General features: G+C 65.3%; 15 protein-coding genes and 1 tRNA gene. 5 read left to right on the plus strand and 11 right to left on the minus strand.

The features are described from left to right. Positions 1 to 56: 56 nt before the first annotated feature. Together A3K89_RS12980 and A3K89_RS12985 are read left to right on the plus strand one after the other, a co-directional pair. A complete protein-coding gene (locus A3K89_RS12980) occupies positions 57 to 416 on the plus strand; it encodes a YybH family protein (RefSeq protein ID WP_068426537.1) in 360 nt (119 codons plus the stop codon). 36 nt (positions 417 to 452) lie between these two features. Beyond that, entirely contained in the window at positions 453 to 2,129 is a 1,677-nt protein-coding gene (locus tag A3K89_RS12985; RefSeq protein WP_068426540.1) for a phospholipase D family protein, read from the plus strand. Positions 2,130 to 2,177: 48 nt separating this feature from the next. On the opposite strand, the gene A3K89_RS12990 is transcribed toward A3K89_RS12985, so the two are convergent. From A3K89_RS12990 to A3K89_RS13000, 3 genes are all read right to left on the minus strand, one after another. After that, positions 2,178 to 2,888 carry a type 1 glutamine amidotransferase domain-containing protein gene (locus tag A3K89_RS12990; RefSeq protein WP_068426542.1) on the minus strand — a complete coding sequence of 237 codons (711 nt, stop codon included), beginning with the start codon at positions 2,886 to 2,888 and terminating at the stop codon, positions 2,178 to 2,180. Between the two features lie 66 nt (positions 2,889 to 2,954). Then, positions 2,955 to 3,932, minus strand: a complete 978-nt coding sequence (locus A3K89_RS12995; protein WP_068426687.1) for a LacI family DNA-binding transcriptional regulator — start codon at positions 3,930 to 3,932, stop codon at positions 2,955 to 2,957. Between the two features lie 321 nt (positions 3,933 to 4,253). Beyond that, positions 4,254 to 4,877: a winged helix-turn-helix transcriptional regulator gene (locus tag A3K89_RS13000; RefSeq protein ID WP_068426544.1), complete on the minus strand. Its 624-nt coding sequence runs from the start codon at positions 4,875 to 4,877 to the stop codon at positions 4,254 to 4,256. A 92-nt stretch (positions 4,878 to 4,969) separates the two neighbouring features. On the opposite strand from A3K89_RS13000, the gene A3K89_RS13005 reads away from it, so the two are divergent. After that, on the plus strand, positions 4,970 to 6,181 hold the full coding sequence (locus A3K89_RS13005; protein ID WP_068426546.1) for a pyridoxal phosphate-dependent aminotransferase: 1,212 nt from the start codon (positions 4,970 to 4,972) through the stop codon (positions 6,179 to 6,181). 68 nt (positions 6,182 to 6,249) lie between these two features. On the opposite strand, the gene A3K89_RS13010 is transcribed toward A3K89_RS13005, so the two are convergent. The 5 genes from A3K89_RS13010 to A3K89_RS13030 form a co-directional block, all read right to left on the minus strand. Beyond that, a tRNA-Thr gene (locus A3K89_RS13010) sits at positions 6,250 to 6,322 on the minus strand. Between the two features lie 155 nt (positions 6,323 to 6,477). Then, the gene (locus A3K89_RS13015) at positions 6,478 to 7,665 is read right to left on the minus strand and encodes a DNA polymerase III subunit delta' (RefSeq protein WP_068426548.1); all 1,188 of its coding nucleotides are present in this window, start codon (positions 7,663 to 7,665) and stop codon (positions 6,478 to 6,480) included. A gap of 200 nt (positions 7,666 to 7,865) precedes the next feature. Then, positions 7,866 to 10,877: a type I DNA topoisomerase gene (topA, locus tag A3K89_RS13020; RefSeq protein WP_068426550.1), complete on the minus strand. Its 3,012-nt coding sequence runs from the start codon at positions 10,875 to 10,877 to the stop codon at positions 7,866 to 7,868. 145 nt (positions 10,878 to 11,022) lie between these two features. Next, a complete protein-coding gene (locus A3K89_RS13025; RefSeq protein WP_068426553.1) occupies positions 11,023 to 11,610 on the minus strand; it encodes a hypothetical protein in 588 nt (195 codons plus the stop codon). Positions 11,611 to 11,796: 186 nt separating this feature from the next. After that, complete coding sequence (locus A3K89_RS13030) at positions 11,797 to 12,000, minus strand: cold-shock protein (RefSeq protein ID WP_005248460.1); 204 nt, start codon at positions 11,998 to 12,000, stop codon at positions 11,797 to 11,799. A gap of 581 nt (positions 12,001 to 12,581) precedes the next feature. Here A3K89_RS13030 and A3K89_RS13035 point away from each other — a divergent pair. Together A3K89_RS13035 and A3K89_RS13040 are read left to right on the plus strand one after the other, a co-directional pair. Further along, entirely contained in the window at positions 12,582 to 14,849 is a 2,268-nt protein-coding gene (locus A3K89_RS13035; RefSeq protein WP_068426688.1) for a DEAD/DEAH box helicase, read from the plus strand. Positions 14,850 to 14,987: 138 nt separating this feature from the next. Continuing rightward, the gene (locus tag A3K89_RS13040) at positions 14,988 to 15,521 is read left to right on the plus strand and encodes an FAS1-like dehydratase domain-containing protein (protein WP_068426555.1); all 534 of its coding nucleotides are present in this window, start codon (positions 14,988 to 14,990) and stop codon (positions 15,519 to 15,521) included. A gap of 1 nt (position 15,522) precedes the next feature. Here A3K89_RS13040 and A3K89_RS13045 read toward each other — a convergent pair whose 3' ends face one another. From A3K89_RS13045 to A3K89_RS13055, 3 genes are read right to left on the minus strand one after another with little or no spacing between them, the layout of a single operon-like run. Continuing rightward, positions 15,523 to 15,870: an Rv3654c family TadE-like protein gene (locus A3K89_RS13045; protein WP_068426557.1), complete on the minus strand. Its 348-nt coding sequence runs from the start codon at positions 15,868 to 15,870 to the stop codon at positions 15,523 to 15,525. Continuing rightward, complete coding sequence (locus A3K89_RS13050) at positions 15,854 to 16,153, minus strand: TadE family type IV pilus minor pilin (RefSeq protein ID WP_068426559.1); 300 nt, start codon at positions 16,151 to 16,153, stop codon at positions 15,854 to 15,856. The genes A3K89_RS13045 and A3K89_RS13050 overlap by 17 nt, the downstream gene beginning before the upstream one ends. 20 nt (positions 16,154 to 16,173) lie before the next feature. Next, a complete protein-coding gene (locus A3K89_RS13055; RefSeq protein ID WP_068426563.1) occupies positions 16,174 to 16,377 on the minus strand; it encodes a DUF4244 domain-containing protein in 204 nt (67 codons plus the stop codon). Positions 16,378 to 16,414: the final 37 nt, after the last annotated feature.

A 16,414-nucleotide genomic window follows, 5' to 3' on the forward strand; every position in this document is an offset into this window, starting at 1 on the left:
TTTCCATCGGAACAATGCGTTGGACTTCTGAAAGACGCCCTTGCAGGCTGAAGAACATGACACAGAACAAAGCAATGACCCCGGAAGACATCACGCGACTGTTCGTCGAGCGCTCGAACGCAGGCGATGCGGACGGCGTCGCCGCCCTCTACGACGAGAACGCTGTCATGGCCTACCCCGCTGGTCGGACAACGGTAGGACGGGCAGCGATCCGCGACCTGTGGGCGTCCGTGTTGGCCCACGGCCCGCATTTCGAGTACGAGGAAGGCCTCCCGACGCTCGTCCACGGCGACATCGCCCTGACGTCGACAGCCCCGAAGGACGGGGCGGGCGCCCGAGCGCAGGTCGTCAAGCGTCAGGCAGACGGCTCCTGGGTGCGCATCATCGATCAGCCGGAGTTCACCCCGACCTCGTAGGGCCATTCCGTCGGCGCTCTGACAGTATTCCTCTCCGTGATACCGCAGCGGCTGACCCGGACCATCGATGCGGTCGCGCGACGGCTGGGCCGCAGCAGCGCCGCGCTGCACGATCAGGTCCAGGACTTCGGAAGCGACACGCACCCGTGGTTCCTCGGCGCCGAGGAACGCGGTAACCCCGACACCCGCATCGCGGCATGGACCGTCGGCAACCGCGTCACGACGCTCGTCCACGGCAAGCCGTATTTCGCGGCCCTCGCCGACGCGCTGGCCGTGGCCGGAGACGGCGATCTGGTGATGTTCACCGATTGGCGCGGCGACCCCGAGCAATTCCTCACCGACGACGGCGTCACCGTGGAGGACGCGTTGGCCGACGTGGCCGGGCGCGGTGGCGTCGTCAAGGGAATGGTGTGGCGGTCGCACATCGAGACGCTCGGTTTCACGGGCCCGAAGAACCGCAAGCTCGCCCTGAAGCTCGAAGAGGCGGGCGGCGAGGTGATTCTCGATCAACGCGTGCTGGCATTGGGCAGTCATCACCAGAAGTTCGTCGTGATCCGCTACCGGGAGGCCGACCGCTCCGACCTCGCGTTCGTCGGGGGCATCGATCTAGCCCGTGCCCGACGCGACGACGCGGATCATTTCGGTGACCCCGTCAGTCGGCCGTTTCCGCCCGAATACGGGGAGATCCCGGCGTGGCACGACATTCAGGTGCAGATCGAGGGCCCGGCGGTACGCGACGTCGAAGACGTCTTCCGCGAGCGATGGGAAGACCCAGCCGCGCTGTCGCGACTGCCCTGGCATGCGATTCCCGACGCCATCCGCGGTGCGACGCGTGAGCCGTCGGACCTTCCCGAGCAGCTGCCCGCGTCGGATCCGGCGGGTTCGTGCGCGATCCAGCTGTTGCGCACGTACCCGCGTCGACGCCCGGCGTACCCGTTCGCGACGAAGGGTGAGCGCAGCACGGCCCGCGCCTACGCGAAGGCGCTGCGCCGGGCGCGACGTCTGATCTACGTCGAGGACCAGTATCTGTGGTCGGTCGACGTCGCCGAGGTGTTCGCGGCCGCGTTGCGTCGGGCGCCCGAACTGCGGTTGATCATCGTCGTGCCGAAGCATCTCGACGACGACAGCGCGATCACCATTCCGTCTGCCCTGCTGGGGCATTCGGCCGCACTCGACGTCATTCGCGACGCCGGCGCCGACCGCGTTCTCGTGCTCGATCTCGAGAACGACCGCGGCATACCGGTATACGTGCATTCGAAGGTGTGCATCGTCGACGACGTCTGGGCCGCGGTGGGTTCCGACAACTTCAATCGTCGATCGTGGACCCATGATTCGGAACTGACCGCGGCGATCGTCGACGACGAGAAGGATCCGCGCGAGCCCACCGACCCATCCGGTCTCGGTGACGGCGCCCGGGTGTTTGCACGGGACTTCCGCCTCGAACTACTCCGTGAGCATCTGGGCCGCGACGTCGGGGACGACGACGATCTCGTCGACCCCGCGTCGTGCTTCGACACCGTCGCGGCGCACGCGGATCGTCTGGACGCGTGGCACGAGAACCCGTCCGGCGGTCCGCGTCCTGCCGGGCGGCTGCGGCGTCACGACATCGACGTGCCGCCCGTGTGGCAGCAGCGTCTCGCGTCGGTGGCGTACCGGTTGTTCGTCGACCCGGACGGCCGCCCTATCGGAATGCGGTTTCGCAAGAAGTTCTAGGGCGTCTGCGGCACCCGTGCGCACATGGTTGGTCTGGGCTCCAACTGTTCACCCACGGGTGCGTAGCGCCTCCACCACCCTGTCGGCCAGCGGCTTGGTCGACGCAGGGTTCTGCCCGGTGTAGAGATTCCTGTCGACGACGATGTGCGGCTCCCAGGCGTCACCGGACGAGAAGCGGGCACCCGACTCGCGGAGTCTGCTTTCCAGCAGCCAGGGAGCCTTGTCGGCCAGACCTGCCTGCGTTTCCTCTTCGTCGGTGAAGCTGGTGAGCTCGTAGCCGTCGAACACCCAGGTACCGTCCTGGCGCGTGGCCGGCAGGAACGCGGCAGGTGCGTGACATACCGCGGACACGAGCTTTCCTGCGTCGAGAAGCTCGGTGATGATGGCACCGACCTGCGGCGACACCGCCAGATCCTCCATCGGTCCGTGTCCGCCCGGGACGAAGATGGCGTCGTAGTCGCCCGCCTTCTGGTCTTCGAGCACCGCAGGGCTGCGCAGCACCGAATCGACGGACTCCAAGTACTTCTTCAGCTCGTCGACCTTGGCTTCGTCACCACCGTTGGCGTCGACAGCGAGAGATCCCTCGTCGACGACGGTCGGCTTTCCACCCGGCGACGCGACCGTCACGTTCCAGCCTGCCTCGACAAATGTGCGGTGAGATGCGACGAGTTCTTCGGCCCAGAAGCCCGTCGGATGTTTCGTGCCGTCCTTCAGAGTCCACTGATCGGCGGACGTGACTGCAAAAAGTAGATTCGTCATGCCCCGTCGCATGCCCGATGACGGCATCGCCCAATCGTGCCTGGCCGAGCGCGGACGGAACGGACGTCAGCGCTCCCGCGGCACCGCGGTCGTCCGGCGTCGGACCAACGTGGGCGCCAGCACGACATCCTCGGCCTGTTCACCTGCCAACCGAGCGAGCCCGCTGTCGACGGCCGCGTCGGCCACGGCGGCGACATCGTGCGAGATCGACGTCAATTGAATGTGCGCGATTCGCGACAGACGCGAATCGTCGTATCCCACAACGGAAATATCGCCCGGCACGTCGATGCCCCGTCGTAGAAGGTGATCGAGAACTCCGGTCGCCGAGTTGTCGTTGAACGCCACGACCGCCGTCGGTACCTCACCCGACGCCAACAGCTGCCGCATTCCCTCCGCGCCTTCGGTTTCCGTCATTCCACCCGCGACGACGCGAGCGTGCTCGTCGAGGCCGTGACGTCGAATGGCCGCGAGAAATCCCTGGCGTCTGTCCTCGGCTCCCGGCGCTGCAGCTCCGTCGATGTGCGCGATGCGCCTGTGCCCCAACTGGACGAGATGGTCGACCGCCGTGCCGATGCCGGCCACGTCGTCGCCGCGGACCGATCCGATGGCGTCGACGCCGCTCGACCGCAGCAGCGCGACGACGGGAATACGCGCGTCGATCTCGGTGAGTTCCCTTGTCCCCAAGCCGGATCCGAGCAGAAGCGCCACGTCGCATCGTTCGCGCACGAGTGCTTGCACCGCACTCTCTTCGTCACGGGTCGGGGCCACCGCACTGAGCATGACGTCGTAACCATGTCGTTCCGCGGCCGTATAGACGTGTTCGACGAGGTCGCCGTGGAACGGTTGCTGCAGATCGAAGGTCACCCCGAGGAGTCGCGACTGGGTCTGCCGCAGCTTCTGTGCCCGACGGTCCGGCACGTACCCAATTCGGTCGGCGATCGCCTTGACTCGGTGCCGAGTCTCATCGCTCGCCCCGGGGACACCACGCATGACGATGGACACCAACGCGGGAGAAACGCCGGCGATGCGTGCGACGTCGGCCATCGTGGGTCTGACGCCGTCGATCTCCTCGGCCACTCGTCGTTCCTTCCTGCTCGCTCCTGGGAAACGCTAGTGGACCGAGCCGTCCCGAACATCATCCGCCGGATTCGAACATATGCACTAACAGGGTGTGGATAGATCTGTGGAAATCTCGAGGACCGTCGGCCGGAAGCTGTGGATGGGCTGGGGATGAAACCGGGGTGGTCGGGCATTCCCCCAGCACAGGGCATGTGTACAAGAATTACACCCCTGTGAGTAAAGCCGTCGGCAGGGGTGTGGACAACCGTTTATCTATCAAGCACACCGCTGCACATTGCCGATGAGCTACTGACTGATCGCCCGCGAATTCCCGGGCGGCGGGGTGTCGCCATGCCAGGTGACCGCCTCGACAGGCAGCGATCGTTCACCACGCACGATCGCGATGGCGTCGTCGAGGTCGAGCACGATATCCGCGTCGGCGGAATCGATTTCGTTGTCGTGATGCTCGATGTCACCGTCGGCAACCAGGACGTGGAACGTCGGCTCGCTTCCGATCCGCACGTTGACCGCCGCCTTTCCGACGCGTTCCGCGATCGCACGACCGATCGGGAACGCCATCCAATGCGCGCGGACGGCATCCTTGTCGCCGCGCTCGCCCAGACGGCCCGCACCCCATTCCGAAAGTGCCCTCAGCGCCGGCCGTAAGCCCTCCCCTTCCTCGGTCAGTTCGTACACCGAGGCATTGGTGGGCGGCCCGATCAGACGCTTCGCGACGACGCCGTCCGCTTCGAGGTCACGCAGACGAGCCGCGAGAACGTCCGTGCTGATTCCCGGCAGGTCGGCGAACAGGTCGCTGTAGCGACGGGGACCGCCGCAGAGCTCGCGCACGACGAGCAAACTCCACCGATCACCGACGATGTCGAGGGTTCGGCCTATGGCGCAGTACTGCTGATAGCTCCGACGTGGCATGCTTGCCATCGTAGACGGTCACTTGGAAAATCCAAGCGCAAACTTGGGCGAACCAAGTAGGTTGGGTGACTCCACCACGGAAAGGAACCTTCATGCAGGTCAGGCAGTCGAGCAAGCTCTCCGGTGTCTCGTACGAGATTCGCGGACCCGTTGCCGAACACGCGGCTCGCCTCGAGGCCGAGGGACACCACGTGGTGAAGCTGAACACGGGCAATCCCCTCGAGTTCGGGCTGGACGCACCGCAGGAGATTCTGTCCGACATCGTGCGTATGCTCCCGACGTCGTCGGGATACTCGACGTCCAAGGGGCTGCTGCACGCGCGCCGCGCCGTCGCGCAGTACTACGAGACCCGCGGAGTCCAGGACGTCGACGTCGAGAACGTCTTCCTCGGCAACGGCGTCTCCGAACTGGTGATGATGTCGATGACGGCGCTGCTCGAAACGGGCGACGAGGTACTCATTCCTGCGCCCGACTTTCCGCTCTGGACCGCGGCCACGACTCTCAACGGCGGGCGCGCCGTGCACTACGTGTGCGACGAGGCGTCCGACTGGTTCCCCGACGTCGACGACATCGCGTCGAAGATCACCGACCGCACGCGGGCGATCGTGCTCATCAACCCCAACAACCCGACCGGCGCCGTCTACCCCGACGAGGTCCTGCTGCAGATACTCGAACTGGCGCGCCGGCATCAGCTCGTCGTGTTCTCCGACGAGATCTACGACAAGATTCTGTACGACGGCGCCACCCACACCAGCACTGCAGCATTGGCGTCGGACGTTCTGTGCGTGACGTTCTCGGGTCTGTCCAAGGTGTATCGCAGCGCGGGTCTGCGGGCCGGATGGATGGTGCTCACCGGTGCATCCGTCGACGCGTCGAGCTACATCGAGGGACTCACGATGCTGGCCGGCCTACGTCTGTGCCCCAATGTGCCGGGACAGCAAGCCATTTCGGTCGCCATCGGCGGACGTCAGAGCATCTACGAGTTGACTGCACCCGGCGGCCGCCTTTACGAGCAGAGCACCCAGGCGTGGAAGTCGCTCAACGACATTCCCGGTATCTCCTGCGTCAAGCCCAAGGGCGCGCTGTACGTGTTCCCGCGCATCGACCTCGACTACTACCAGATCCACGACGACGAGAAGTTCGTCCTCGATCTGTTGCTGCAGGAGAAACTGCACATCGTGCAAGGAACGGGATTCAACTGGCCGCGGCCGGATCACTTCCGCATCGTGACGCTCCCGCACGCGGACGACCTCGAAGCGATCATCGGGAGAATCGGAAAGTTCTTGGCGAACTACAAACAGTGAGCTCGGCCCGGGGGCACACCAGAAAGCAAGAACCCCGGCGCGCTGGTGCGCGTCGGGGTTCTTGTCGGAGCCGCCTAAGAGAATCGAACTCTTGACCTTTTCATTACGAGTGAAATGCTCTACCGACTGAGCTAAGGCGGCGTGCCTTTCGGCGTTCGTGAGTCTAACGGAGCAACCCGCGGAAAATGAAATCGGCACGTCAGCGGGGGTTCGGCGGCCTCCGTGGCGCATCGATGGACCGTGGCATCCGATAGACAGTTGGCGTGTGCCATCCATGCTGATGGGCTGGGCGAACGTCAGCGCAGCGCCGCACCCAACTGCGCGACCATCGCGTACACCGCGAACTTGGGCTTCGAGTTGAGTGCCAGCGCTTCGCGGCAGTCGAGGATCGCCTCGATGCTCTTCAGGAGAGCCTCGGGCGACGCTCCCCTGGCCATTCGCTCGATCTGATCGGCCATGTCCGGGTGATTCAGCGTGGCCGTCGACCCGTACGACCGCGCCAACGCATCGCGGTACAGGCCGGCGAGGTCGATCAGCGCGCGGTCGAAGGAGTCACGCAGATTGCGGGTGCGCCTCGATTTCTGACGCGCCTCCAACTCCTTGATGACACCCGCCGACCCGCGTAGCGCTCCCGCCGCGCCCTTGCCGGTGCCGCCCGCACCGAGTGCCGTCCGCAGTTCTTCCATTTCGACGCCGTCGAGCGCGTCGCTGATCTCGGCAGCCTCGAGTTCGGCGGCTTTCACCATCTCCTCGGCCGCGAGGTACGCCTGATTGGGTCTCGCAGCCGCGGACGCCAGCCCCAACGCGCGCTTGCGTCGCGCACGTGCGTCTTCGTCCTTCGCGAGCCTGCGGGCCCGTCCGACGTGACCACCGCTGATCGACGCCGCCCACCGGGCCGTCTCCTCGTCGAGCTGATCGCGCGTCTGCAGTACCTGCGCAATGGCCGACGACGTCGGCGTGACGAGATGAACGTGCCTGCACCGGGACCGCAAGGTGACCGACATGTCCTCCGGATCGGTCGACGGCGCACACAGCAGAATGACCGTCCGCTCCGGCGGCTCCTCGACGACCTTCAGCAGCGCGTTCGCGGCGGCCTCACTGAGACGATCGGCATCCTCGACGACGACGATCTGCCACCGCCCGGTGCTCGGACGACGCGCGGCGATCTGCACGATGTCGCGCATCTCCTTGACGCTGATGCTCAAGCCCTGCGGGATGATGCGTCGGACATCGCCGTGGGTGCCTGCCATCGTCGTCGTACATGCGTGGCACTCGCCGCAGCCGGGCGTCCCCTCGCTGGTGCATTGCAGGGCTGCAGCGAAACACAGGGCGGCGATCGAGCGTCCGGACCCGGGAGGGCCGGTGAACAGCCAGGCGTGTGTCATCGCCGACCCGCCGTCACCGAGGCGAGCGCCGACGGCTGCACCCGTCAATTCGGCTTCGACGTCCTCTTGGCCGATCAATCGATCGAATACTCCCGCCATGGAAGGCAGCCTAGTCGGCGGGTCCGACGTCTCTTCTCCACGTCCTCGAGGAGCAGCGCGGATGTTGTGCCACAGTCACCTCGGCATCGATGGACCGCAGCAACCGTTGGACAGCTTGAATGGTCCATTCATGTTGACGGACAACATGAATGGACCATTCAAGCGAATAGCCAATGGCGGCGAGCGACCGAAGGAGCTCGCTACTCCTCGGACGCCGGCGGTGCCTTCTTCGCTGCAGCCTTCTTGGCGGGTGCCTTCTTCGCAGGCGCTTTCTTGGCCGCCGTTTTCTTCGCTGCAGCCTTCTTCGCGGGCGTCTTCTTGGCAGCCGTCTTCGTGGCCGTCTTGGTCGCGGTTGCCTTCTTGGTGGCAGCCTTCTTCGTGGCCTTCTTCTTCACCGGGCCACGAGCACGCCTGTCCGCCAACAGCTCCGACGCGCGATCGTCGGTGATGGACGCGACGTCGTCGTCCTTGCGCAGGCTGGCGTTGGTCTCGCCGTCGGTGACGTACGGACCGAAACGACCGTCCTTGATGACCATCGGCTTCTCGCTGACCGGGTCGACGCCCATCTCACGCAGCGGCGGCTTGGCCTCACCCTGACGGCCGCGACGCTTCGGCTCGGCGTAGATCTTGAGCGCCTCGTCGAGGGTCACGGAGAACAGCTGGTCTTCGTCGGCCAGCGAACGAGAGTCCGTGCCCTTCTTCAGATACGGACCGTAGCGGCCGTTCTGCGCGGTGATCTCTTCCTTCGACTCGGGGTCGACGCCGACGACACGCGGCAACGACAGCAACTTGAGTGCGTCGTCGAGCGTGATGGTCGCGAGATCCATCGATTTGAACAGCGAACCGGTACGAGGCTTCGGTCCGGCGACCTTCTTGGCGGCCTTCTTCGCAGGTGCCTTCTTGGCCGCAGCTTTCTTCACCGCGGTCTTCGTCGAACCGCCACCGTCGTCACCTGTGGGAATCGGAACGATGTCCGGTTCCGGGGCAGCAGGTTCCGGCTCCGGCTCGGGAAGGATCTCGGTGACGTACGGGCCGAATCGTCCTTCCTTGGCGACGATTTCGTGCCCGGTCAACGGATCGGCACCGAGACGACGGCCCTCCTGCGGCGTCGAGAACAGTTTCTCGGCGACGTCGATGGTCAGCTCGTCCGGCGGAAGGTCGTCGGGCAGGTTGGCGCGCTGCGAGATCGGATCCCCGTCGGGATCGTCGTCGTTTTCGATCATCCGCTCGAGGTACGGACCGTAACGGCCGACGCGAACGTGGATCTCGCGCCCCTCGGCGTCGTCGAACAGCCGGATCGAGTTGATCTCACGCGCGTCGATGTCTTCGAGGTTGGTGCCGACCATCTTCTTCAGACCACCGGATCGGGCGACCGACCCTTCGGCGCCGGTGTCGCCACCGAAATAGAAGCTCGTCAACCAGTTACCGCGACGTTCGCGGCCACCGGCGATGGCGTCGAGATCGTCCTCCATGCCTGCCGTGAAGTCGAAGTCCACGAGCCGGCCGAAGTGCGCTTCCAACAGACCGATCACCGAGAACGCGACCCACGACGGCACCAGCGCGCTACCGCGCTTGTAGACGTAGCCGCGGTCGAGGATGGTCTTGATGATCGACGAATAGGTCGACGGGCGGCCGATGCCCAGCTCTTCGAGCGTCTTGATGAGCGACGCCTCGGTGTACCGAGCGGGCGGGTTGGTCGTGTGGCCGTCGGGGTCGAGCTTGGTAGCCGTGACGGCGTGGCCCGCCTTCAACGCAGGCAGGCGCGACTCTGCGTCGTCGGACTGGCCACCGGCCTCGTCGTCGACGCTCTCGACGTACGCCTTGAGGAAGCCGGCGAACGTGATGGTGCGGCCCGACGCGGAGAAGGTGCACTCCTCGCCGGTTCCTGCGGTGCCGGTGATGCGCAGCGTCAGCGTCGTACCGCGGACATCGGCCATCTGCGACGCCACCGTGCGCTGCCAGATGAGCTCGTAGAGGCGGTACTCGTCGGTCTGCAGTGCCGAGTGCAGCTGGCCGGGAGTCTGGAAGACGTCACCGGCAGGCCTGATCGCCTCGTGAGCTTCCTGGGCGTTCTTGACCTTGCGCGTGTACTGCCTGGGCGACGGGTGGACGTATTCCGCGCCGTACAGCTCGGTTGCCTGCGCACGTGCCGCGGAGATGGCCGACTCGGACAACGTGGTCGAGTCGGTACGCATGTAGGTGATGTAGCCGTTCTCGTACAGACGCTGCGCGACGCGCATGGTCCGCTCCGAGCTGAACCGCAGCTTGCGGCCTGCCTCCTGCTGGAGGGTCGACGTCATGAACGGCGGGTACGGCTTGCGGGTGTACGGCTTGTCCTCGGCCGACGCCACCGTCAGATCGACGCCCTCGAGCGCTTCGGCCAGGCGACGTGCCCGCGACTCGTCGAGCACGGTGACGGCGTCCGACTTCAGCTTGCCGTCGGCACCGAAATCACGACCTGCGGCGACGCGTGCACCGTCGACGTTGACCAGACGCGCCCCGAAACTGCGCGGCGACTGATCGGCACCGGCATCGAGCGTTGCCGAGATGTCCCAGTACTCCGCGGTGCGGAACGCCATGCGATCACGCTCGCGCTGAACGATGATCCTGGTCGCGACGGACTGCACGCGGCCCGCCGACAGCTTCGGCATGACCTTCTTCCACAGCACCGGGCTTACCTCGTAGCCGTACAGGCGGTCGAGGATGCGACGGGTTTCCTGTGCGTCGACCAGGTCCTGGTCGAGCTCACGCGTGTCGGCAGCGGCCGCGAGGATCGCCGGCTTGGTGATCTCGTGGAAGACCATGCGTCGAACAGGGATCTTGGGGTTCAGGGTCTCGAGGAGATGCCACGCGATGGCCTCGCCCTCGCGGTCGGGGTCGGTGGCGAGAAAGAGCTCGTCGGCATCCTTGAGCAGGCCCTTGAGCTCGGCGACCTTGCCCTTCTTCTCCGGAGAGACGACATAGAGCGCCTCGAAGTCGTGGTCGACGTCGACGCCGAGCCGCGCCCAGGGCTCTCCCTTGTACTTGGCCGGCACGTCGGCCGCTCCGCGCGGCAGATCTCTGATGTGACCGACCGACGCCTCGACGACATAGTTCTTGCCCAGGTAAGGAGCGATCTTCTTCGCCTTGGTCGGGGACTCGACGATGACAAGGCGGCGCGGCTCCGCAGAGCCGGTGGTGGTGCCCCCCGAGCCGTTATTCCGTGCTGCCACCTTGCTGCCGAACCTTCCTTCGTCGCGTTCCCGACAGTCGATCTGCGGGAATTGTCTACCTCATCAATCCGACAATTTTGCCGGTGCGTCTGGTAACAGAGTGGCATACGCCGTCAAAACACTGTCAGATCAGCTGCGGAATCGCCTACTCGGCACGCGGCCAGCTGGCGCGTGCGGCGTCGTTCCGGGGCGGCATTCCGACGTTCTCCACCAGCCTCGACAGACGCCGACGCCCCGTGACGCGTAGCCCCGGCATGGAACCACGAGTACCGATCAGCGTCGGAGCGATACCGGCACGCATCAGAGCCTGAGCGAGAGGAGCATGCGTGTCCGGCGCGTGCGGATCGAGGCCGAGCACGTAACGCTCGCCGTCGGCCTCGGGACGGCCGGCAGCCAGAACCCATGCGCGGAGCTCGCGGGCGCCCGGCACCCAACCAGGAGGCATCGACTTCACCGCGCCTTTGGTCCACTGGGACGCCAGCGCGGACAACTCGGCCACGGACGCCGTCCGCACGAGGGGACGATCCTCCTCCGAGCGACCGATCTCGGCGACGAGTCCACACTCGGCGATCAGATCCGAGATGGCGTCCGCGCGCCATTCGTCGTCGACGACCACGGAGATCCGAGCACCCGCGCCCGACAGAACGACGTGACCGGTCGACGCCAGCAACCCGCTCAAGTCCGTCACCGACGGCGGCAGCGACTCGGCCGAGAAGAACGACAACTGGTTCACAGTGTGGACAGTAGGACATCGGGTCGAGTCACGACGTCCGATGCGCACGTGTCCGCACACCGAAACCGAAAGACTCTGCGATACCCACGAAACGACTCATCCCCCTCACCGCTCGGCAGAGCCGACACGTGTGAGGGGGATGAGTTTCGTCGATTCGACTCGCCGTGCAGGCGAGCGGATTCGAAATCAGACCGCGCGAACGCCGGTCGCCTGGGGCCCCTTGGTTCCCTGGCCGACCTCGAACTCGACGCGCTGGTTCTCCTCGAGGGTGCGGAAGCCGCTGCCCTGGATCTCGGAGTAGTGAACGAAAACGTCAGCGGAGCCGTCTTCTGGTGCGATGAATCCAAAGCCCTTTTCGGCGTTGAACCACTTCACAGTTCCCTGTGCCATGCTTTTCCTTCTCTTTCTAACACCGGATGCGATGGACAGCACTTACAGTCCACCGGGCCGGTTCCGACCGTTGTACTTCCTGATTTTCCCCCTCAGCAGAACCCCTGCAAGAACAGAGACCCCCTCAGGAAACGCTCCAAAAGCACAGCGCTCGCAACATCGATCCTGCGAGCGTGAAAACGAACACAGAAGCTGCGACCACGTCAAGTCAACCACGACTTGCGGTTTTCCAACAGTCGAAAATGGCAGTTTTCGCCAATTTTGTTGATCTTGAGGACCGTGACAACGCCCGTTGCATCGTTCACCGCCTCCCACCTGGGCCGACGCCCGGCCGCCACACGCCTCGAATCGGGCTGGCGATAGCATGAAAACCGCAGGTCGCGGGCCTGGCCGACGCGGCACGCAGTTTCGAGTGAGCATGGAGAGCATCAGTGACCCAACCGGATCCGTCGAACAGGGGTCATTCGAACGAATGCACCCCGAGCACGCCGGTCGATGGCGGGCAGCCCACTCCCGCTGCCGGTTACGGCCGCGCGCTTCTCGATCGTGTTCTCGCCGGCACTCCTTCGGGAGAGCAGCCACTGACACACGTCGCCGAACTCCCCGGGCGGGAAGCCCAAATAGTCGACTGGCCAACATGGTTGAAGTCCGAAGTACAAGCGACGCTGCGTGATCGTGGGATCCCACGCCCCTGGAGTCATCAGGTCCGCGCCGCAACCCTCGCCAGCGAAGGTCATCACGTTGTCCTGTCAACAGGCACAGCGTCGGGAAAGTCTCTGGCATACCAGATGCCGATTCTGACGACCCTTCTCGACGACGCGCGGGCGACCGCGTTGTACCTGGCTCCGACGAAGGCGCTCGGCGCAGATCAACTTCGCAACACCATTTCGATCACGGACGAGTTACGCGCTGATGCACCGGAACTGGCCGATGTCTTCCCCAGCGCGTACGACGGCGACACCCCGATCGAAATCCGGCAGTGGGCCCGAGCCAACGCGCGGTGGATCTTCACCAACCCCGACATGGTCCACATCGGAATCCTCGGCGCTCACGAGCGCTGGTCCCGGTTCCTGCGGAATCTGCGCTACGTCGTCGTCGACGAATGCCACTACTACCGTGGCGTCTTCGGCTCCAACGTCGCTCTGATCCTGCGGCGTCTTCGACGCGTGTGTGCGCGTTACGGCGCGTCCCCCGTCTTCGTGCTCGCCAGCGCCACCACGTCCGATCCCGGCGCCGCGGCGTCGCGTCTCGTCGGCGCCCCATGTGAGGAGGTGACCGAGGACGGGTCGCCGCACGGGCCACGGACGGTCGCACTGTGGGAACCGCCGCTACTGAAGGAGATCACCGGCGAGAACGGTGCCCCCGTACGAAGATCGGCGGGTGCAGAAGCGTCGCGCATCATGGCGGATCTCGTCGTGGAGGGCGCTCGCACACTGACTTTCGTCCGATCACGGCGCGGAGCGGAGGTCACCGCGTTGGGCACGCAGCGGTTCCTGGCCGACGTCGATCGCGACCTGCCCGCCCGCGTCGCCGCGTACCGCGCCGGGTACCTCGCGGAGGACCGTCGCAAGCTGGAATCCGATCTGTCCGACGGCACTCTTCTCGGTGTGGCGACGACCAACGCTCTCGAATTGGGTGTCGACATAGCGGGTCTCGACGCCGTGGTCGTCGCAGGTTTTCCCGGCACGGTTGCGTCGTTCTGGCAGCAGGCGGGCCGCTCGGGCCGACGCGGTGAAGGATCGCTCGTCGCGCTCGTCGCACGAGACGATCCACTCGACACGTATCTCGTGCACAATCCCGGTGCTTTGCTCGACAAGCCGATCGAGGCAACGGTCACCGACCCGACGAACCCCTACCTCCTCGGACCTCAGATACTCTGCGCTGCAGCCGAACTGCCGATCACCGCCGCGGAAGCCGACGAGTTCGACGCCGAGGCAGTACTCGCCGAACTCGTCGCAGACGGGCTGCTGCGCAAACGCCCGCACGGGTGGTTCATCACACCGGAAGGCGAGAAATACGCACCGCACTCGTCGGTGAACATTCGGGGCGGGAGCGGCACCGAGGTCGCGATCGTCGACGGCGAAACCGGACGCATGCTCGGCACCGTCGACGCCGGAAGAGCCCCTGCCACAGTCCATCCCGGCGCTGTACACATTCACCAGGGCGAATCCTTCGTCGTCGACGATCTGAATCTCGAAGACGGTCTCGCGCTGGTACATCCGGAGCAGCCAGACTGGAACACCTCTGCGCGAGAGACGACGGACATCTCGGTGACGGCCGTGCATTCGCAAGCCATGCTGGGTGAGGTGACGCTCGCGCTGGTTCAGGTGAACGTCACCCATCAGGTGATCGGGTATCTGCGTCGACTGCACTCGGGTGAGGTGCTCGATTCCGTCGAACTCGACATGCCCGAGCAGACCTTGGACACGCGCGCGGTCATGTACACGATCACGCCGGAACTGCTGATCGAGCGTGGCGTGTCGCCCGAACGCTTCCCGGGGTCGTTGCACGCGGCCGAGCATGCCGCGATCGGTCTGTTACCGCTCGTCGCGACGTGCGACCGTTGGGACATCGGCGGTGTGTCGACGGCGCTGCACCCCGACACCGGATTGCCGACGGTGTTCGTCTACGACGGGTACGACGGCGGCGCCGGATTCGCCGAACGAGGCCACCGCGCATTCCGCGACTGGCTGGAGGCGACGAGAGATGCGATCGAGTCCTGCGAATGCCGAACGGGGTGCCCCTCGTGCGTGCAATCTCCGAAGTGCGGCAACGGCAACGACCCGCTCGACAAAGCAGGCGCCATCGTGGTTCTGCAGGCGGTACTCGACGCACTTCCCACCAGGTGACGAACCCGACCCTGTGATGACGAACCACACGAGAACCGGGCCTTTCGTTGGGACCCAGCAAAGACTTTCTCCACTGCCCCACCAAATTGGTTCGAGGCTGCTGGACTAGTAGAATCGCAGAGTCGAAAGGTTCAGCACATGTCGACGGTATCGATAAGCCCCTCAGCCACCGGCCACATTCTCGACAGGGTCGGAGCGCATCATGTCGTGAGCTTCACCTACGAGATCGGTAGGGAGAAGATCAAGGAATTCGCCCGTGCCGTGCAGGACGATCACCTGACGCATTTCGACGACGGCGCCGGTCGCGAACTCGGTCACGACGGCGTCATAGCACCCGTCACGTTCGTCAGCGTCATCGGCACTGCCGTACTTCCCGAGCTGTTCGAGAACCTGCTCATCGGCTACGGCATCGGCGACATCCTGCATACCGATCAGCAGATCAAGCTCCACCGTCCGCTCCGAGCAGGCGACGTACTGTCCAGCGACCTCAGTCTCGAGTCGTTCCGGCAGTCGGGCGGCAGCGACATCATGGTCACCGCCAACGACATCACGGACGCGTCCGGTGAGCTCGTCGCCACGACGAAAACCACCTTCGTCGCGCGCACCGGCGGTAACCCGGAGAGCGAGAATTTCCAAGGTGTACTCGACGGGGTTCTGCGCCAGGGAGGGTAGGTCACGCCGGCCCCGCCCGCGCCGCGGCGGTGGCGTCGCGCACCCCGAAACGCCCGAGCGGCAACGTGATCGACACTTCCACCACGACATCCCACCCGTCGACGGTGCAGTCGACCAACGTGGCCTCCGCACGCTCGACGACGTCTGCTGCCGCGGCACACGCGTCGGCGATTCCGAGATCGAGAGCCGATGCCGCCGCGAGCGCGGACAGGTCCGCCGCCGACTGCGCCCGGTGTCGCCCGCTGATTGCGGATCCGACGTGGACGATCGCGATCACGACGACCACCAACGCCGCCACCGCCAGAGCCGCGAGGACTGTCACGCCCCCGTCGTCACGATCCATCGTCATCCGCCGATTCGATCGCCGCGACAGCCTGCGCGCTGACCGTCAACCCGGGTAGAGCCGTGTCCGCCTCGACACGCACCGTCACGAACCCGCCTGTCGAGGTGACGGTCACCCGCGCCTCGTCCGGCGCCAGATCCACCGTCGACACCGTGTCGCCACGAGCGACGAGCCGTGCCGTCTCGCGTGCCGCATCCACACATCGAACATGCAGCGAGACAGCAAGAATCGCGCCGATGCACATCACGACGACAGCGACGATGGACGCGACCGCGATCGCCGCCTCCACCGTCGCGCCGCCGTCATCGGCTACACGGACGTGTTGAGCGCCTTGTCGATGATTCCCGTCAGTGTGCCCACGATGGAATCGCCCGTCACGACGGTGTACAGAATAGCTCCGAACGCAGCGGCGGCGATGGTACCGATCGCGTATTCGGCCGTGGACATTCCGTCGTCTGCGACGGCTGCAACGACGATACGTGCCCTCGCCTCTCGAATGATGTTCCCCAACATGGTGTTCCCCCTCCTCGTTCTCCGAGACGGCGGCCCC

This window comes from Rhodococcoides kyotonense, assembly GCF_001645385.1.
Classification (GTDB): Bacteria; Actinomycetota; Actinomycetes; order Mycobacteriales; family Mycobacteriaceae; genus Rhodococcoides; species Rhodococcoides kyotonensis_B.